Raw genomic sequence first — 19268 nt, forward strand, 5'->3', positions numbered from 1 at the left:
AGCGTTTTGTGAGTCACGACCGCGGGGTGGAACGGCCTGCACCTACTCTGCCAGCCAATCCCAGACCAGCCAGCACAATCCTCACAGCGTTTTGAACCCTCAAAACGCGCTTAACTGCGACCCAGTTGGGTGCTTTCGCACGAAAAAGCGCCCCGGGCTGAATCAACCCGGGGCGCTCTTTCAATTTGCGGAATGCGGTGCTTAGGCTCCGATCGCGGACTTCATTTCGTCCACGGCTTTCTTGCCGGCGTCCCCGGTGGAGAGCCTGTTGAACATGACCTCGGAGGTGTATCGCTTAATGATTTCCTGGATGGCCCCTGCGCCCTTGGGCGGGGCGGCGGGTGCTTCGCCGAGCTCTTCCTTGATCTCGCTGATGAAGTTGACCACCTTGGTGTCGGCGGGTGCCAGCTTGGTTGCGATGGCTTCGCGGACATCGGAGTTCGGGTAGACGCCGCGGTCCGCGAGGAGAATCTCGCCGGCCTTGACGTTGTTGGTCAGGAAGTCGATGAACTTGGCAGTTTCTTCAGGGTGCTTGGTCCTGGACGATGCGGACCAGAATTGGGAAGCCTTGTACCAGAGACCCGTATCCTCCGCCTTGCCTGTCTTGGACGGGAAGCGCAGGATCTGGAGCTCGCCGCCGGCAGCCTTCTCCAGGGCCGGAAGCTGGTTGGACCACCAGAAGGCCATGCCGTTCTTGCCGGTTGCCAGACCACTCTGATCCAACGGCGCGGCTTCTGCTTCAACGATTTCCGAGGCCGTAGGCACAGCTTTGTTCTCGCTCATCTGCTTGAGGAAGTCCCAGTAGCCTGCGATGTCGCTGGGCTCGAAACCGAGCTTTCCGTCCTCGGTGTACAGCGACTTGCCGTTCTGGCGCAGCCACACGCCGAGGGAAGCCTCATCGGTGCCGTAAGCGGCAGCGCCATAGGTTCCCTTGGGCGACTTGGCGGTCACTTCGGCGGCGATGCGCTCAAAGTCTTCCCAGGTCCAGGTCTTGTCGTCCGGAAGTTCCACCCCGGCGGCTTTGAACACCGCAGGGTTGGCCAGGATGGTGGCAGCGTTGATACCGGCGGGAATGCCGGTGAGGCCCTTGGATCCCTTGCCGGCATTCAGTGCCGCTTCGTCCAGCTTTGAGGTATCAATTTTGTACTTGGAAAGATCGAGCAAGGCGCCGCGCGTGGAGTATTCCGTGATGTACTTTTCGTCCATCTGGATGATGTCCGGTGCGTCATTCGCAGCAACCTGAGTGGCCAGCTTGTCCCAGTAGCCACTCCAGTCGCCGTATTCGGCCTTGATCTTGATGTTGGGGTTTTCGGCTTCGAAGGCCTTAATGGCTTCTTGCGTCAGCTGTGCGCGTTTGTCGCCACCCCACCAGGAGAAGCGAAGCTCCACCTTGCCGTCGGCGCTTTTCTGCTCTGCCCCGCCGCCACAAGCGCTGAGCGCAAGGACTGCCGCAGCTGTGGCAGCAATGATGGCCGAGGCGCGGAGTTTGCGCTTGGACCGCCTGGCTTTGGACTCCGTAGAGCTAGCCGTAGCGGCTCCGGCGCGGGCATCTGCTTCACCCTTGGGAAATACCGGCACTGTTGTCTCCGATCTTCTTCGATCCTGATGCGAGTGAGAAAGCGTTTTCTCAGATAATTTATGCTACAAGTCACAATCTTGTATGACAAGAGGGCTGCTTGTGGAAGTTGTGCGGGAACGTAAAGCCGGGCCTTATGTCCCTGCACCAGACGGAAGAGCGGGCCGACAGAACCGGCCCAACTCAACGCGCTGAAAGTGATCCCGCTTGGAGCGGGCCCCAGGCCTACTTGATGCCGGTGGTTGCGATGCCTTTAATCAGGAAGCGCTGACCGAACAGGAACACGAGGAACACAGGCAGCAAGGACACGATGGACATGGCAAAGAGCGATCCCCAGCTGGTGGCCGACTGCGAGTCCACGAAAGCGCGGAGCGCGACAGGCACGGTGAACATATCCGGGTCCGTCAGATAGATCAGGGCGCCGAAGAAGTCGTTCCAGGTCCAGATGAAAGTAAAAATGGTGGTGGTCGCCAGTGCCGGCACCATGAGCGGCAGGATGACCCGCAGGAAGATCCTCGGGTGACCGGCGCCGTCAATGCGGGCTGCCTCGTCGAGTTCCTTCGGGATGCCGCGGATGAACTGGACCATCAGGAACACGAAGAACGCGTCCGTTGCCAGCAGCTTGGGCACGATGAGCGGCCAGAACGTGTTCACCCAGCCGATCTGGGAGAAGAGGATGTACTGCGGCACGATCACGACGTGGAACGGCAGCATGATGGTCAGCAACATGATGCCGAAGAAGAGCTTCTTGCCGGTAAACTGCAGGCGGGCGAACGCATAAGCGGCCATGGAGCAGGAAATCAGGTTTCCAATGATGGAGCCGAGGACAACAATCGCCGAGTTGACCATGTAGTGGCCAAACGGATGCGTCAGCGCCGACCAGCCATCGGTGTAGTTGCTCATCTCCAGGTTCTGCAGCCAGAGGCCGGGTTCGCGGAAGATGAGGTCGTTGGGCCGCAGGGACGATACCACCATCCATAGGAGCGGGTAGATCATGATCCCGCCCACGATGATCAGGATGGCGTGCTTGATGAGTCCTTTGACGCGGGCACTGCGGCTGAAGGCAAGGGTGCCCGGGGATTCGCGTCGCCGCGGGGTCTTACCGGGCTTCCCTGCCGTGGAATCGGAGGCTGCGGGGAGGGTCTGGATTTTAGTCATCGTAGAACACCCAATACTTTGAAGCGATGAAGTTGATGGCCGTGAAGACGCCGATGATGACCAGCAGGAACCAGGCCATCGCTGATGCATAACCCATGTCGAACTGGCCGAAGCCCTTCTGGTACAGGTACAGCGTGAAGAACATGGTGGAGTCGGACGGACCGCCGTTGCCGCCGGAGACGATGAACGCCTGCGTGAAGGACTGGAACGAGCCGATGATCTGCAGCACGAGGTTGAAGAAGATGATGGGGCTCAGCATCGGGATGGTGATCCGCCAGAACTTCTGCATCGTGGTGGCACCGTCTACCTCGGCGGCCTCGTAGTACATGTTCGGGATCTGGCGAAGGCCGGCCAGGAAGATAATCATGGGGCTGCCGAAGGTCCAGACGTGCAGCAGGATGATGGAACCCAGGGCAGTGTTCGGATCCGAAATCCAGCCCGGCCCCTGAATGCCGATCATGGAGAGCACCTGGTTCACCAGGCCCGTGGTGCCGAAGATCTGCTTCCACAGGATGGCAACGGCAACGGAACCGCCCAACAGCGAGGGCAAGTAGAAGATGGAGCGGTAGAACGGCAGCCCGCGGAGTCCCTTGTCCAGGACCAAGGCAATCAGGAGGGCCACAGCCAACTGCATGGGCACGCCCACCAGGACGTAGGTGAAGGTCACTCCGAGGGAATTGTGCAGGCGGGCATCGCTGAACATCCGGACGAAGTTGTCCAAACCGATCCAGGATGGCGGCTGAAGGAGGTTGTAGTCCGTAAAGGACAGGTACAACGACATCAACATGGGTCCCACCGTGATGGCCACAAGGCCTACCAGCCACGGCAGGAGGAAAATGTAGGCCGCTTTATTGTCGCGACCATTCGCTTTCTTTTCTTCCTTGCTCATGGGGCCCTTGCGGCGGGTCATCGTGGAGAGTTCGCCGATAGCGCTCATCGTTCCCCCCTCGCAGGACCGGGGGCGCCTTCCGGCATCCCTGGGTGGTGCTGTGCGGCCATGTGGTCTCCTTCGGTCAGCGTGGCCTACCACGGAAATTCGGTCTTATTGCTTGCCTCCCGGGACGCCGCCGATGTCCCGGCGGTTCCCCTGATCAGCTTGGATCAATGTCCCCGGCGATCAGCGGCTCCGTACCAAAGTAAACGTTTTCTTGACCCATGTACAGCCTTTTGCTAATTTTTGAGAAAGCGTTTTCTTGTGAAGGTGCTCCTAGAGATTTCCCACGCTGAAGTAGTCCGGCGTGCGGTTCAGCCCACCCTCCGCACACTAAGGCAGGACACTCATTGTTTCGTAAGCACGCGACACCCCCGCATGGGGCTGACGTGGCAGGGACGCACATCCGCCCCAGCGCTATTGCCGGGTACGAAGACTGGCCCGGCTACATGCGCGGAAAACCCTTCAGGGCTGCTTCACCGGATGCCCAGGAGTTGGCAGACACACTGGGCGTCCCGGCCGTGCCCGGGGACCTTCAATACACCGTCCATGAGCAGGTGGAGCACGACGACGTCATCACCTCACGTTTGTCCTGGCAGCTTGGCTTTGGTCCGCGGACGTCAGCATGGTTCATCCGCCCGGCGCACGCTGACGGACCGCTTCCAGCCCTGCTCGCCCTCCATTGCCACGGCGGCATCAAGTCCCATGGTGCCGGGCGGTTGGTCTCCCTTCCGGACCCAGGTCCAGGGCACGACGGCGGCACCTCCTCTGCGGGCGGCCCTGGTCCCGTGCCGGCCGGGTGGCGGGAAAAGCTTTACGGCGGGCGGCCTCTCGCAACCTGGCTGGCGCAGCAGGGCTTTGCGGTGCTCGCGCACGACACCTTCATGTGGGGCAGCCGCCGATTTGGGCTGAATCCGCTCCCCTGGCGAACGGCCAAGGCCGTCGAGTGCCAGAAGGCACTGTGGCGGGAGGACGGCGTCGAACCTTCCACAACCGACCAGTACAACGCGGCAGCGGCAGCGCACGAAGAAACCGTGGCGAAGGCGGCAACCCTGCTGGGTACCAGCGTGGCCGGCACGGCCGCGCATGACGACCTGGCCGCGTTGGGGATCCTTGCTTCCCTGCCGGATGTCGACGCTGACCGGTTGGGCTGCCTCGGCTTCTCAGGGGGCGGCGGCAGAGCCCTTGTCCTTGCAGCCTTGAGCCCCTTGATCCGCAGCTACGTGGTCACGTGCATGATGACCACTTTCAGGTCGCTCCTGCCGTCGTACCTGGACGCCCATTCCTGGCTTCTGCACTCCCCCGGCCTCGCCAGGCTCGGGGATTGGCCGGACCTCGCCGTGCGCTCCAAAGCCGGATCATTGCTGGTCCAATACGCCCTGGACGACGATCTTTTCCCGGAGGATGGAATGCGCGACGCCGACGCCCACCTGGCGCGATGCATGGCCCCTGGACGGTACTCCCGGAGCTTTTGGGATGAACCCCACGTCTTCACCGCCGCCATGCAGGATGAGGCGGCGGGGTTCCTCGCCCGCAACTTGTGCCTCGAATCGTCAAGCTTTTCACCGCCACATTCCGCTAGGACAGCACCATGACGCAGCCCCAATCGATCCTTCCTTCCATAGACAGCCGCAACCGCACCGGCAAGAAGACCCAGCTCCCACGCGTAGCACTGGTTGGCGTGCATGGCTTCGGTGAACGCCACCTTGCAAACCTTGAGCGCCTGATCGCGGCAGCCAAGGTGGAGCTCGTGGCGGTTGCCGATCCCCAACCCCCGGTGGCAGGTCAGCTCTCCCCCGACGTTGAAGTTTTCACTTCGCTCGACGATCTCCTGGCAGCGGGAACGGAACCTGACGTCGTCATTATTTCCACGCCCATTCAAACCCATGCCCCGCTCGCGCTGGCTGCACTGGCTGCGGGCGCCGACGTCCTCCTGGAAAAGCCGCCGGTTGCTTCCATGGCCCAGTACGAGGATGTGATGGCTGCGGCGGACAAGGCCGGGCGGCTGGTCCAGGTCGGGTTCCAAAGCCTGGGGTCACACGCGCTCCCGGCACTGGAGAAACTCGTGGCAGCCGGCGAAATCGGCGAAGTTCGGGGCATCGGAGCGACGGGACAATGGCTGCGCAGCAAGGCGTATTTCAAGCGATCCCGCTGGGCAGGCAAGCGAAGCCTGGACGGTACCGATGTTGTGGACGGCGTTGCCACCAATGCACTGGCCCATGCCGTCGCCACAGGACTTCGGCTTGCCGGGGCAAAAGGCGTTACGGACGTCGCCTCGGTGGAAACCGACCTTTACAGGGCAAACGACACAGAAAGTGACGATACTTCGGTAATCAGGGTTCGTACTACCGGAGGCACTGTGCTCACGTGTGCCCTGACCTTGTGCGCGCCCGTTCAGTCTCCGCCAACAGTCACCGTCTACGGCACGCTCGGCCAGCTCACGTTCTCCTACACCGAGGACACCGTGGAGATCATCACGCCTGGCGGCACAAGGAAGGAAGTTTTCGGACGTACAGACCTCCTGGAAAACCTGATCTCGGCACCTTCGGAGGAGGACCTGCTCAGTCCGCTCAGTGCCGCCGGAGCTTATGTGTCAGTCCTTGAGGCCGTCCGCACCGCGGAAGCTCCGAAAGCGATCCATTCTGACCATGTCACGTGGGTGGGGGACGGCGACCAGGCGCACGTCGTGGTTACCGGCATCGATTCGTGGCTACGCCGCGCCGTGTTGGGCCAGGCAACGTTCGCAGAGCTCGGGGCACCCTGGACAGTTGGCTCCCCGGGCCTGGACGGCCCGACCTTGAGCATCGCCGGAACCCCGGTTGCCACCGTCCAGGACGGAACGCACATCCGGCCGACGTCCTCGCCACGCCCTTACCTTCATCCGGTCCGCACCCTGTCCGGCACCGTAGTCACGGACCACGTTCCCGAGGACCATGCGTGGCACCTTGGCGCAGGCGTGGCTATTCAAGACGTTGACGGCATCAACTTCTGGGGCGGGCGCACCTACACCCGGGACGCCGGAGCATACGTGTGGCGCGAGGACCACGGTCACATTGTCATTGAGTCAGCGCAGGATGGTGAGGGCGAAAGGCGTGAACAGCTGAGCTGGATCGGGCCGGACGACACCCCCATTTTGCGCGAGCAGCGCGCGTGGCGCTGGGCCGCCGTCGGGGACTCCGCCTGGCGGCTGACGCTGGAGTTCACGCTCGAATCCGCCATCGAACGCCCGGTGCTTCTGGGCAGTCCCGGCTCGAACGGCCGACCGCAGGGTGGCTACGGCGGATTCTTTTGGCGACTGCCCAAGGTCAGCGACGCAACCATCTGGACCCCGGCTTCCCGCGGCGAGGATGCAGTACACGGCAGCGTGGCACCCTGGCTGGCCTGGTCAGGAACATTCGACGCCGGCAACGTCACCGCGGCCGGTACCGGTGGTTCCGGCCTGGGGCACCCTGCAACGTTGGTGTTCCTCGCTGCGCCCGAGGCTCCTGACCCCTGGTTCGTCCGGCACTCGGGATACCCGGGTGTAGGCCTCTCCCTCGCATGGGATGCACCGGTAGCAGCCGAACCGGGGCGGCCGGTCCGCCGGACCGTCACCGTGCTCATCGCTGACGGTTTCCTCGCCACTCATGACATTGAACAGCTCATTACTACCTTGGGAGAACCGGCATGACCGCTCCGACGCAATCCGCCCCGACAACTGCCGTGCTGACGCCTCCGGGCAACTCCTTGGACCGCACCGAGAAGCGCCGCCGGGTCCTGGACATCCTCGACTCGGCAGGGCGGGACTCCCTTTTGCTCACCACCAACACCGCCCTCACGTGGTATCTGGACGGCAGCCGAGTGCACATCAGCCTGGCCGGCGACCCCATTGCAGCGCTGCTCGTGGACCGCGACGGCGACCATCTGGTGACCTTCAACAATGAGGCAGAGCGGATCGGCGCAGAGGAACTGCCTGCAGGGGTGACCTTGCATTCCACTCCGTGGTACGGCCAACTCCACGCGACGGCTGCTTCCCTGGCAAGTGATAGAAACCCTTTGCTTGAGCACGCAGTGGCTACTGGGCTGCGGGCCGCCAGGCAACAACTCCTTCCCGCCGAAGCTGCCCGATATGCGGAACTGTCGGCTGACGCGGCCATGGCGATGACCGAGGTCCTGGTTGCGGCTACGCCTCAGACGACGGAGTTCCAACTGGTTTCCGAGCTTGCCGCCCGGATCGTCGCAGCGGGTGCCGAGCCCTTGGTCTTGTTGTGCAACGGCACCTCGCGCAGCGGGTTCCGTCACCCGTTGGCAACCCATTCGCCGATCGGGCGGCGCGCGATGGCGGTGGTTTGCGCCCGGCGGAACGGCTTGGTGGCCAACGTGACCCGTTGGGTAGCGTTCGACGCCGGCACTCAGCGGGAGCTCGACGCCGAGGACCGCATCGCCGCTGTTGAAGCCGACATCTTCCGGGCCACCGTGCCGGGCGCAAGGCTCAATGACGTCTTCACCGAAATCAAGGAAGCCTATAACCAGCACGGCTTTGGTCCGGAACAGTGGACGTTGCACCATCAAGGAGGCCCGGCGGGCTACGCAGGCCGCGACCCCAGGGTTACTCCCGACACCACGGACACCATCGTCCTGAACCAGCCGTTCACGTGGAACCCTTCGGGGCCGGGCGTGAAGATCGAGGACACCGTGCTGCTCACGGAGACCGGGATCCGGGTCCTGACCGTAGACCACCGTTGGCCGACGACGGAAGTTGACGGCCGCCGTCGACCCGTCACTTTGAGGCCATAGGCCGGACAGCCGAAAGGGGCGGGGTCACCTTGTGGTGGCCCCGCCCCTTTGCGTGCGTGGCTTGCCCAACTAGGTCGCAGTTAAGCGCGTTTTGACGCTCGAAAACGCGCTTAACTGCGACTCAGATGGGTGGTCAGCTGAGCTTTAGCACGCCGTCCACTCGCCGCGGGATCCCCAACGGGTTGGATTCGTGGAGGGCCGGATGCAGGATGCTCTCGGGCGCGTCCTGGTAGGCGACCGGACGCTGGAACCGCCTGACCGCCGTGGCGCCCACGGAAGTGAACAGGGACGTAGTGGCCGGGTAGGGCCCGCCGTGCTGCTGGGACCAGTTCACCGCGACGCCCGTGGGCCAGCCGTCGAACAGTACCCGGCCGGCGAGTTCGCTGAGCTGCTCAACCAGTGCGGAAATGTCCTCCTGCGGCTCGGCATGAACCGTAGCGGTCAAGCTTCCGGGGACCTTGGCCAGCGCCCGGGCCAGTTCTTCCTGGCTGGAGTACTCGATGAGGAGCGTCGTGGGGCCGAAGCACTCTTCCAGCAATTCCCCGGGGCGTTCAAGCACATTCGCAGCTGTGGTGGAAAAGACTACCGGCGCGGCGCCGTCGGCCAGGCTGTCCTGCTCCACGATGCCGCTCACGACGGTGACGCCAGGTTGGTCCGCCACGCTCTTCAGGCCAGGCGCGTACGCTTCGGCGATGCGCTCGGTGAGCATGGGGGCGGCTGCCTTGTCCTTGCTCGCTTCCGCGAGCCGGGCCGCAAAATCCGTACCCTCAGGAATGAACACCAAGCCCGGCTTCGTGCAGAACTGTCCGGCGCCCAGGGTGAAGGAGCCAGCGAGCCCTGCGGCCAGTTCCCTGCTGCGAGCAGCAACTGCCGCGGACGTCACGACCACCGGATTCAGGCTCCCCAACTCGCCGTAGAACGGGATGGGCTCAGGCCGGGAGACCGCGAGGTCGAACAGGGCACGCCCTCCGGGGATGGATCCGGTGAAACCGACCGCCTTGATGGCCGGGTCCTGGACGAGCGCGGTACCCGCCTCGCGGCCGCTGACCAAGGCGAAGATGCCTCCCGGAGCGCCCGCAGAGGCAAGGGCTTCGATGACAATCTCCGCCGTACGCTCCGACAACCGCAGATGCCCGGAGTGGGCCTTCACGATCACCGGGCAACCGACGGCCAGCGCTGATGCGGTATCGCCACCTGCGACGGAGAACGCGAAGGGAAAGTTCGACGCCGAGAAGACGGCCACGGGGCCGATCGGACGCAGGATCCGGCGCAGGTCGGGCTGGGGCGGGGTGGCAGACGGATCCGCATGGTCGATGACGGCTTCGAGGTACGAGCCCTCGGTGATGACCTTCGCGAAGAGCCTCAGCTGGGCCGTGGTCCTGCCTACCTCGCCGGTCAGCCTGACCGTGCCGAGGTTCGTTTCCGAATCGGCAATGGCAACGAGTTCCGTCACGTTGGCATCGAGGGCGTCGGCGACGGCGGTCAGCCAGGCTGCCCGTTCGGCGTCGGACGCTGCTGCGGTCACCTTGGCGGCTGCCGCTGCCGCTGCAGTAACGGCCGTCAGGTCAAGAGTTGCTGTACTCAATCTGGTCTCCTTGTGTCTCGATTGCCGGTGCTCGCAGTTCCGCCGCGAAGTCGAAGCCGAGTCCCGGGCGGCCCGAAGAGGTGAGCCTGCTGTTCCGGATACGGACCGGCGAAGGACCGGACAGGATCCCGAGCTGCCCGAAGGAGGCATCCTCAACGTCTTCCACGCTGACGGCCTCGGCAAGCGTGAGCGCCAACTGGCCGGACAGCTCAGGGAGCAGGTGCGGTGCGACCCTGATGCTGTTGGCACGGGCAAGCTCAACTATGCGCCGGAACGGGGTGATGCCCCCGACGCGAACGATATTGGGCTGGATGATGTCCACGGCCTCGGCCTCAATGAAGTCGCGGAACCGGTAGATGGTGTGGACGTTCTCGCCCAGGGCGATAGGCACAGGCGAGTGTTTCCGCAGGCGTCGGTAGGCCCAGAGGTCGTCGGCCCGGATGGGCTCTTCAAGCCATTCCAGGCCGTACTCGCCCAGGACGTCCAGTGCCCTGAAGGTATGGGCCAGGTCCCAACGCTGGTTGGCGTCGATCATGAGCAGACGGTCAGGTCCGAGGACTTCACGGACTGCGGCCACGCGTTCGGCGTCTTCGCGCAGCTCCGGCTTCCCCACCTTGATCTTCACGGCGTTGTGCCCGGCGCCGACCCATCGCCGGGCTTGCTCCACGAGCTCATCCAGTGTGTAATGCAGATTTACGCCGGAGCCATACACCTCCACCGATTCCTGCCTCTGGCCAAGGAGCCCAGTGACGGAGGAACCCGCATTCCGTGCCTCCAAATCCCACAGCGCAAGGTCGACTCCGGCCATGGCAATCGTGGTCAGGCCGCCTCCGCCCGCCTCGTGCAGGCGCTTCCAGAGCTTGTCCCACACGATCTCGGGGTTCGCCTCAAGCCCCACGATGAACGGGGCGATGTCGTGGTCAAGGAGGGCCTTGACCGCGTGCGGGCCGATAGTGGGCGTCCACGAAAAACCGTGGCCGGTGCCGCCGTCGTCGGTAGTCAATTTGGTGACAATCACATGGTTCTCGGGGGCCTCCGCTCCCCAACCGCGCAGCAGCGGGACAGTGATGAGGCGGGTGGTTAGGCCAGTGATGCCGGACTTCATCAGCTGCCGGCCAGCTCGTGGCCCTTGGCCAGGATCGACTTGAGCTCCAGCAACTGCTCCTCAGCGGGGTCGACCAGTGGCGGACGAACCGATCCCACGGGGAGGCCGGCGAGCCGCAGGCCGGCCTTGATGAGGGAAACACCGAAGCCCGGAGTCTGGTCGCGGAGACGGACGAGGGGCGAGTAGAAACCCTCCAGCAGTGCGTTACGCCGCTCTTCGTCGCCCGCAATGTAGGCATCGTAGTAGGCCTTGGCGATTTCTGGTGCCATGGCAAAGGCAGCGGATGAGTACAAAGGAATGCCGAGCCCACGGTAAGCCCCTTGGGTCAATTCCGCGGTGAGCAGCCCGTTGAAGAGAGCGAAGTCCGTGCGGCCGCTGGCCTTGATCGCCGTTACGATTTCCTGGGCAAGCCCGACGTCGCCGATACCGTCCTTGAAACCCACTACCTTGGGGTTGGCGGTCAAACGGGTCATGGCGGAGGCGGTGAACTTCGCGGTGCCGCGGTGGTAGACGATCACGGGCAGGCTGCTCGCGGCGGCCACGGCTTCGATGTAAGCCACCACGCCGTCGGTGGGTCCGGTCACAAGATAAGGAGGCAGCACAAGGAGCGCATCCGCGCCGGCTTCTTCGGCCACCTTGGCGGCAGCAATGGCATGACCCAGCGGTCCGCCGGCACCGGCCACCACCGGGACTGCCCCGGCAACAACCTCGACGGCGGCAGTCACCACCGTGCGGACCTCATCAAGGGAGAGCGCATGGAATTCGCCCGTGCCGCAAGCCGGGAAAACGCCGCCCGGGCCATAGGGAAGGCGGGAGGCGATGTGCTCCTTGAGCAGAGCTACGTCTACCGTTCCATCCTCGGCAAAGGGTGTGACGGGGAAGAACAGTACGCCGTCGAAGTTCATGGTGTCTCCTTGCTGGTTGATCCCGCGGGCACCAAGCCATGGCGGTTCTCGTCGTTGAGTGAAGCGGTGTCTATGCCCTCGAAAGGCGGAGTGAGTTCTGTGCGCCAGGTCCGTTTGGGCTCCCAGCCAAGGAGCTCGCGGGCCTTATCGATGGAGAACGCCGGGCTCGTCCCGGTCAGGTGCTCCGTGAGGGGGCCACTGCCAGGGAGGAAGCGCGGGAACAATTCGGCAAGGGGTGCGGCGGCCAAGGCGTCCTTGGCACCCACAAAGAACGTCTGGCCGTTGGGAATGCCGTCCATCTTGGCCAGGAGCACGTCCAGGAAGTCGGCAACGTCCCGGGCATCCACGTAGTTGAACAGTGCCGGGGCGGACAATGCCGGATCTTCCAGCCGCTCCCGGACGGTATGTCCCTGCTGCGTCGGCGCGCCCTGCCACTCCTCCGGGGAGATGACGTAGCAGGGACGGAAGGCCGCGTAGCGAATCTTGTCCCCTTGGGCTGCAGCGAACATTTCCATGGTTTGCTCGGCAATAAGTTTGGAGAGCGCATAGGCGTTCCACGGCCTGGGCGGCGTCTGCTCGTTCAGCGGGAACGACGGCGGCATCCACCCGGCCGGCGAGCCGTAGCCCAGGGCGGTGGGGCTGCTTGCCGTCACGATCTTTGGAACACCTGCCGCTGTAGCGGCACTCATCACCGCAAAGGCGAGGCGGGTGTTGGTGCTGAAAATGACGTCCTCAGGTGCGCTGAAAGGTACGGCGATAGCAGCGAGGTGGATGACGGCGTCGGGGGTTGTTTCCCTGATCAGCCGCTCCGCTACACCGGGAGCCAAAAGGTCTGCGGTGTGCTGCACGGCGCCTGCCGGCAACTGCTCGTTCGGAACGGCGTCACGATCAACGGACACCACCTGGTGTCCGGCCCCGGCAAGGCCGGCGACAACGCTGCGGCCAAGTCGGCCGGAACCGCCGGTGACGAAAATCCTGCTCATGGTGATTGTCCTTGCGTAGGTGGTGAAATCAGGGCGTTCAGGCCTGGCTGCGGCCGAGATCGACGCCGAGGTCCAGTTCACTGATGCGGACGGGGAGTTCCGTGTCGAGCGACTTGTTGCCCGCGATCCCGACAGAGACGGACCGGAGTCCGTCGATGTAGCCGGACGGCCGGCCCAGGGGATCGACGCCCGGCCCGTTGAAAAGATCCGACAAGAGCAGGTTGTCACCGCCGCCGTGCCCGCCTTCGCCGTTGATGATGGGGACCTCGTAGGCGGCCTCCCAGTGGCGCTGGACCACGAGGCGCTCACCGTTGCGGCGAACCGCGTCTTCTTCTTCGATGGGTGTTGCGCTGGGATCCACCACTGTCTTCTTGTCCGTGCTGAACTCGACGGCGGCGCGTTCCACCACCTCAAGTTCCGCCCGGCCTTCCGTGCCGTTGACGGTGACCCGGTAGCCTTCCCAGGGGCTGTGGGCGTTGAGCGAGTAGCTCAGCGTCGGGCCGCCCTGATAGTCCACCACGAGCGCGAGGTTGTCCTCGATGGTGATGCCCTCGGTGAAGACGTCCTGGTCGCGCCGGTAGCCGTCAAACTTTTCGTTGTCGTAGTACAAGGCCTTCAGGCGTTCGTCGTCCCGGAGGTCAAGGCGGAAGGGATCACGCTCGAGGCCATCCACCGTGCCGCGCTCCGGGCGGGCACCGAGACCCCGCTCCGCGGCGTTCTTGTCGCCGTAGAACCGCAGGCCACCGGAAGCAAAAACACGCTCGGGTACGTCGTTGATCCACCAATTGACGAGATCGAAGTGGTGGGAGGCTTTGTGGATGAGCAAACCACCGGAGTTCTTCTTGTCACGGTGCCAGCGACGGAAGTAGTCGGCGCCATGGACAGTGTCCAAAACCCAGCTGAAATCGATGGACGTGACTTTGCCGATCACTCCGTTCTGGATGACTTCCTTGAGCGCAGAATTGCGGGGTGAGTAGCGGTAGTTGAAGGTGACCACGACGTTCCGCCCCGTTTCGGCCACGGCCCCCGTGATGCGGCGGCAGCCCTCGACGTCGATGGTCAGTGGCTTTTCAACCACGACGTCGGCACCCGCCTGGAGCGCTTCAACGATGTAGTCGGCGTGGGTGTAGTCAGGAGTCGTGATGATGACCCGTTCAATGCCGTTGGCCTGGATGAACTCCGTGAGTCCGGTTGGTTCGAAGGAAGCAACGGGCTCTGCGGCACCGAGGTCCTTAATGAGTGCCTGGTAGAACTCCACACGGCCTTGGTTGACGTCGGACAAAGCCACCAGCTCGGCAACGTCGGCGTGCCGGCCATAGATGGCGCGGATGTACATTTCAGAGCGGCCGCCGGTGCCGATCAGGGCGATACGGGTGCGGTGGCCAGCGGAACTTTGCCCGGGTTCCGCGGCTGCGCCTGGCGCGGTTGAGTGGGTCTCGGCGGTGTCGACGTTGACCATGGGGATGCCCCTTTCCAAAGGCAGGAGTGAACCGCTTGACGGCCCAGCGGGATCTGGGAAGAATCATGAGAAAGCGTTTTCTCAGAGCGTTATAAGCTTTGTATCAAGACTCTGGCGGTCCCGTCAACCAGTGCCCCGGCGCGGGGGCATCATGCGGACGGCCAACGGGAAGGGGCAACATGGCACGCAGGAACACCAACAGACGCGTTGGCATTGCAGATGTCGCGGAGAAAGCCGGCGTTTCGCACGCAACGGTGTCACGCGTCATGAACGGTAACGCCGCCGTAGACCCCGGCATCGCCGCCCGGGTCCGCGCTGCCGCCGCGGAACTGAAGTACCAGCCCAACCCTGTCGGCAGGAGCCTCGCCCTGGGCAAGACCGACACCATCGGCATCGTCGTCCCGGACCTGGCAAACCCGACCTTCCAGGCGATCCTGCGGGGGCTAAGCATCGCCGCAGCCCAGGATGGCTACCGCGTGCTCATCGCCGACTCATCCGAAGTCACCAGCGAAGAAGCAATTTTGGCGGGAGAGGCACGGCGACGCTGCGACGGAGTAGTGCTCTGCGCTCCCCGCATGAGCGATGCCGAACTCGAGGAACTCGCACCCACGCTGCACCCGCTGGTACTCATCAACCGCACAACGGTCACCACAAACACGCCGAGCCTCAGCGTCGACTACGGGCAGGGCATCCAGCAACTGGCGCAGCACCTGGTCACGCTGGGCCATAGGCGCCTGGTCTTCCTGTCCGGTCCTGAGCACAGCGCCTCCAACCGTCAGCGCCTGGTAGGGCTGGAGCAATTCCGGCACGAACATCCCGATATCGAAGTCCAGATGCTCCACGGCGGATCAAACTTCGACTCCGGCCATGAGTCCACCGAGGCCATCATCGCCAGCGGCGCCACCGGAATCCTGGCCTTCAACGACCTTGTCGCCATGGGCCTGCTCAGTGGGCTTCACGAGCGCGGAGTAAGGGTTCCGGAAGACATCTCGGTGACCGGGTTCGACGACATTCCCTTCGCCAAATACACGACCCCTCCCCTGACGACGGCAGCCGTTCCCATCAATGAACTGGGCAGCCTGGCGTGGCGAAGGATGCGGGAGCAGATCCAGCAGGCGGGGGAATCACCCGTCCAAGCACAGGACGAGTTCTCCCCCCGCGTGGAGATCCGCAAGAGCACCGCAGCCCCGGCCCTCAAGCCCGCGAAATGACACTTAATGCCAATGTTCCCGGGAAACATTGGCATTAAGTGTCATCTCGGCACGTGGTCCGAGCCCAAACCAGCCTCTCTGTAGAAGCCCTTGATATGCGCTGCCACAAGATCAGCCGCCCGGCCGCCGTCGTTCGCGTTGACTGCGGCGAGGATGGCACGGTGCTCGGCCCGAAGCCTGCCGGACGTCGCGTTCCAGTCCGGCAGGTTGCCGGTAAGCTCCATCGCATAGTTTTCGATCGCCCCACGCAGTGACGCCATCATGGCGCTGACCACGGTGTTTCCGGCGGCGCGGGCCAAAGCGACGTGGAACTGTGCGTCCAGCGCCAGGAAGGTGTCGATGTCCGGGTTGTCATCCATTTGGTCGAGCAACGCCGCTGCTTCGTCCAGCGCAGGAACGCCAAGCTTGGCGCGCCCGGCTGCCCAGGATTCGAGCAGGACCCGGGTTTCCACGATGTCAGCCACCGGCAAGTGCCGCGTTGCCACGTGGAGTCGGAGCGTGGAACCAAGCGCCGACCCCGGCTCCGCGATGACCACCGTTCCGGCGTCCTTGCCCGAGCCGACGCCCGCGCGGACCACGCCCATCGCCTCGAGGATCCGCACGGCCTCCCGCACCGATGTCCGGGAAACCTGCAACTGCTCGGCCATTGCACGTTCTCCGGGCAGTCGCCCGCCCAAGGTGAGGTCGCCATCAGAAAGCTGCTTCTCAATCCACTGCAGGACGAGTTCGTGGGTGCGCATATTGGAATAGTAGTTGATGTGGTCCAACCACATGGCCTACAGTGTGGTTAGACCACAGCTTCCAAGGGAGAACCGCATGACCGACACCCTCGACCCCAAAGTCACCGCCGCCCCTGCCAACGCCGGGAGCGACCAAAACGTGAGCCGCCCACCCCAGCCGGCGCCCGCCGTCGTGCAGCCCCCAGCGCTGAAGCGGCGCGTGCCCAAAGTCTCGGACCTGGCGCCGCTCATGCAGTTCAAAAAACCGGAGTTCAGCAAGGCTGCACGGCTCAAGCGTGCCAGCACCATCTGGGACCTGCGCGACATCGCCAAGCGCCGGACGCCCCAAGCGCCTTTCGACTACACCGACGGCGCAGCCGAGGAAGAAATCACGCTGCGGCGGGCTCGGCAGGCCTTCCAGGACATCGAGTTCCGCCCGGGCATTCTGCGCAACGTATCCAGGATCGATCTCCGCACCCAAATCCTCGGCCAGGAATCAAAGCTGCCGTTCGGCATCGCACCCACCGGCTTCACCCGCATGATGCAGTCCGAGGGTGAGTACGCGGGATCGCAGGCCGCCGAAGCCGCGGGCATTCCCTACACTCTTTCCACGATGGGCACAGCATCGATCGAAGACGTGGCCGCAGCAGCCCCCAACGGCCGGAACTGGTTCCAGCTGTACCTGTGGACGGACCGCGATCGCTCCCTCGAACTCATCGATCGGGCAGCAAAGGCCGGCAACGATACCCTCATGGTCACGGTAGACACAGCTGTGGCCGGTGCCCGCCTGCGCGACGTCCGCAACGGCATGACAATCCCGCCGGCACTGACGCTGAAAACAGTCCTGGACGCGTCCTACCGGCCGGCCTGGTGGTTCAATTTCCTAACGCACGAGCCGCTAACGTTCGCGTCACTCTCGCGCTACACGGGCACGGTGGCGGACCTGATCAACTCCATGTTCGACCCCACGCTGACCTACGACGACCTTGACTGGCTCCGCGACACCTGGAAGGGCAAGCTGGTGGTCAAGGGCATCCAGACCGTTGAGGACGCCCGGCGTGTTGTCGACCACGGCGCGGACGGCATCGTCCTGTCCAACCACGGCGGCCGCCAGCTGGACCGCGCGCCCATCCCGTTCCACCTCCTTCCGGAGGTCACTTCGGCACTGAAGGCAGACAACAGCGACGCCGCGGTCATGCTGGACACCGGCATCATGAGCGGCGCGGACATCGTTGCGGCACTGGCGCTGGGTGCCGACTTTGCCCTGATTGGCCGGGCATACCTCTACGGCCTCATGGCCGGTGGGCGCGAAGGCGTGGACCGCACCATCCAGATCCTCGAAAAGGACATGACGCGAACCATGGCACTGCTCGGTGTCAGCAAGATCTCCGAGCTGAACCCGGACCACGTCCGACTGCTGCAGCACTAGCCCATGTAGGTCGCAGTTAAGCGCGTTTAGAGCGGTCAGAACGCGCTTAACTGCGACCCAGTTGGGCTTGTCGGCCTAGATGAGGCCTTGGGCGAGCATGGCGTCGGCCACCTTCACGAAGCCGCCGATGTTTGCACCCACGACGTAGTTCCCTGGAGCTCCATACTCGTCGGCGGTCGCCGCGCAACGGTCGTGGATGCCCACCATGATCTCTGTGAGGCGCTGTTCCGTGTGCTCGAAGGACCACGAATCACGACTCGCATTCTGCTGCATCTCCAGGGCGGACGTCGCAACGCCGCCCGCATTGGCAGCCTTGCCGGGGCCGAACAGGATACCGGCATCCTGGAACACAGCCACCGCTGCGCTGGTGGACGGCATGTTCGCGCCTTCCGCCACCGCGATCAGGCCGTTGCTGACCAACTTGGCGGCAGCATCGCCGTCGAGCTCGTTTTGCGTGGCGCAGGGTAGCGCAACGGTGCCGTTGACATCCCACACTGAGCCACCGGCAACGTGGCTCGCGCCGGGGCGCCGAAGCGCGTACTCGGTGAGGCGCCCCCGCTCGACTTCCTTGATCTGGCGCAGTAGTTCGACGTCGATCCCCGCCTCGTCCACGATGTAACCGGCCGAATCGGAACAGGCGACCACGGTGGCGCCAAGGGACTGGGCCTTCGCGATGGCGTGAATGGCGACATTTCCAGAGCCTGAGACCACAACCCGCTGGCCATCAAACGAGGTGCCGCGGGTTTTCAGCATCTCCTGCGCGAAGATCACCGTGCCGTAGCCGGTGGCCTCTGGCCGCACCAAGGAACCGCCCCAGGAGATGCCTTTGCCGGTCAGCACACCGGATTCGTACCTGTTCGTAATGCGTTTGTACTGGCCGAACAGGTAGCCGATCTCACGCCCGCCCACGCCGATGTCGCCGGCGGGAACGTCCGTGTACTCACCGATGTGCCGGTAAAGCTCGGTCATGAACGACTGGCAGAACCGCATGATTTCGGCGTCCGAACGGCCGCGGGGGTCGAAGTCGGAGCCACCTTTGCCGCCGCCGATAGGCATGCCGGTCAGCGCATTCTTGAAGATCTGTTCGAAGCCAAGGAATTTCACTATTCCCAGGTACACGGAGGGGTGGAAGCGCAGACCACCCTTGTACGGGCCAAGCGCGGAGTTGAACTCGACGCGGAAGCCACGGTTGACGTGGACCCGGCCTGCGTCGTCGGTCCACGGAACCCGGAAAATGATCTGCCGTTCCGGCTCGCAGAGTCTCTCCAAGACCGCGCCTTCGAGGAACTCGGGGTGGCGATCGTGGACGGGGCCGAGGCTCTCAAAGACCTCAGTGACGGCCTGGTGAAATTCTTTTTCGCCCGGGTTCCGTGCCAACACGGTGTCCCGGACAGCTTCGAGCCTCGAATCCATGCGTCTTCCTATCCCTCA

Annotated in this window: 15 protein-coding genes; 5 read left to right on the top strand and 10 right to left on the bottom strand. The window is 63.9% G+C overall.

Annotated elements, in window-relative coordinates; translation table 11 throughout:
* Positions 1-201 precede the first annotated feature (201 nt).
* The 3 genes from AB0N65_RS17060 to AB0N65_RS17070 all read right to left on the bottom strand — a co-directional run bounded on the left by AB0N65_RS17060 (position 202) and on the right by AB0N65_RS17070 (position 3671).
* Complete coding sequence (locus AB0N65_RS17060; protein WP_364164203.1) at positions 202-1578, bottom strand: extracellular solute-binding protein; 1377 nt, start codon at positions 1576-1578, stop codon at positions 202-204.
* 223 nt (positions 1579-1801) lie between these two features.
* On the bottom strand, positions 1802-2734 hold the full coding sequence (locus AB0N65_RS17065; protein ID WP_364164205.1) for a carbohydrate ABC transporter permease: 933 nt from the start codon (positions 2732-2734) through the stop codon (positions 1802-1804).
* Positions 2727-3671 carry a sugar ABC transporter permease gene (locus tag AB0N65_RS17070; RefSeq protein ID WP_364164208.1) on the bottom strand — a complete coding sequence of 315 codons (945 nt, stop codon included), beginning with the start codon at positions 3669-3671 and terminating at the stop codon, positions 2727-2729. Before AB0N65_RS17070 ends, AB0N65_RS17065 begins: the two co-directional genes overlap by 8 nt.
* Before the next feature lie 443 nt (positions 3672-4114).
* Here AB0N65_RS17070 and AB0N65_RS17075 point away from each other — a divergent pair, with 443 nt between their 5' ends.
* Genes AB0N65_RS17075 through AB0N65_RS17085 form a run of 3 tightly spaced genes read left to right on the top strand, consistent with a single transcriptional unit; the run spans position 4115 to position 8441 of the window.
* Positions 4115-5260: an acetylxylan esterase gene (locus AB0N65_RS17075; protein WP_364164409.1), complete on the top strand. Its 1146-nt coding sequence runs from the start codon at positions 4115-4117 to the stop codon at positions 5258-5260.
* Entirely contained in the window at positions 5257-7335 is a 2079-nt protein-coding gene (locus AB0N65_RS17080; RefSeq protein WP_364164211.1) for a DUF6807 family protein, read from the top strand. Before AB0N65_RS17075 ends, AB0N65_RS17080 begins: the two co-directional genes overlap by 4 nt.
* Complete coding sequence (locus AB0N65_RS17085) at positions 7332-8441, top strand: M24 family metallopeptidase (RefSeq protein ID WP_364164214.1); 1110 nt, start codon at positions 7332-7334, stop codon at positions 8439-8441. Before AB0N65_RS17080 ends, AB0N65_RS17085 begins: the two co-directional genes overlap by 4 nt.
* Before the next feature lie 133 nt (positions 8442-8574).
* On the opposite strand, the gene AB0N65_RS17090 is transcribed toward AB0N65_RS17085, so the two are convergent.
* The 5 genes from AB0N65_RS17090 to AB0N65_RS17110 are packed head-to-tail and all read right to left on the bottom strand — an operon-like array spanning position 8575 to position 14478.
* Entirely contained in the window at positions 8575-10026 is a 1452-nt protein-coding gene (locus tag AB0N65_RS17090) for an aldehyde dehydrogenase (NADP(+)) (protein WP_364164216.1), read from the bottom strand.
* Entirely contained in the window at positions 10007-11131 is a 1125-nt protein-coding gene (locus AB0N65_RS17095) for a mandelate racemase/muconate lactonizing enzyme family protein (protein ID WP_364164219.1), read from the bottom strand. Before AB0N65_RS17095 ends, AB0N65_RS17090 begins: the two co-directional genes overlap by 20 nt.
* Positions 11131-12036: a 5-dehydro-4-deoxyglucarate dehydratase gene (locus AB0N65_RS17100; protein WP_364164222.1), complete on the bottom strand. Its 906-nt coding sequence runs from the start codon at positions 12034-12036 to the stop codon at positions 11131-11133. Before AB0N65_RS17100 ends, AB0N65_RS17095 begins: the two co-directional genes overlap by 1 nt.
* Positions 12033-13019, bottom strand: coding sequence for an NAD(P)-dependent oxidoreductase (locus tag AB0N65_RS17105; RefSeq protein ID WP_364164225.1), 987 nt, complete (start codon positions 13017-13019; stop codon positions 12033-12035). Before AB0N65_RS17105 ends, AB0N65_RS17100 begins: the two co-directional genes overlap by 4 nt.
* A gap of 37 nt (positions 13020-13056) precedes the next feature.
* Positions 13057-14478 (bottom strand): Gfo/Idh/MocA family oxidoreductase, encoded by a 1422-nt coding sequence (locus tag AB0N65_RS17110; RefSeq protein ID WP_364164228.1) that lies wholly within the window; start codon positions 14476-14478, stop codon positions 13057-13059.
* Positions 14479-14657: 179 nt separating this feature from the next.
* Here AB0N65_RS17110 and AB0N65_RS17115 point away from each other — a divergent pair, with 179 nt between their 5' ends.
* Entirely contained in the window at positions 14658-15689 is a 1032-nt protein-coding gene (locus AB0N65_RS17115) for a LacI family DNA-binding transcriptional regulator (RefSeq protein ID WP_364164231.1), read from the top strand.
* Between the two features lie 41 nt (positions 15690-15730).
* Here the strand turns inward: AB0N65_RS17115 and AB0N65_RS17120 are convergent, their stop codons facing one another.
* A complete protein-coding gene (locus AB0N65_RS17120; protein ID WP_364164412.1) occupies positions 15731-16429 on the bottom strand; it encodes an FCD domain-containing protein in 699 nt (232 codons plus the stop codon).
* Between the two features lie 76 nt (positions 16430-16505).
* Here AB0N65_RS17120 and AB0N65_RS17125 point away from each other — a divergent pair, with 76 nt between their 5' ends.
* Positions 16506-17837 (top strand): alpha-hydroxy acid oxidase, encoded by a 1332-nt coding sequence (locus AB0N65_RS17125; protein ID WP_364164234.1) that lies wholly within the window; start codon positions 16506-16508, stop codon positions 17835-17837.
* Between the two features lie 75 nt (positions 17838-17912).
* Here the strand turns inward: AB0N65_RS17125 and gdhA are convergent, their stop codons facing one another.
* Positions 17913-19250: an NADP-specific glutamate dehydrogenase gene (gdhA, locus tag AB0N65_RS17130; protein WP_364164237.1), complete on the bottom strand. Its 1338-nt coding sequence runs from the start codon at positions 19248-19250 to the stop codon at positions 17913-17915.
* Between the last annotated feature and the right edge of the window lie 18 nt (positions 19251-19268).

It is taken from the genome of Paenarthrobacter sp. NPDC089322 (genome assembly GCF_040684895.1).
Classification (GTDB): Bacteria; Actinomycetota; Actinomycetes; order Actinomycetales; family Micrococcaceae; genus Arthrobacter.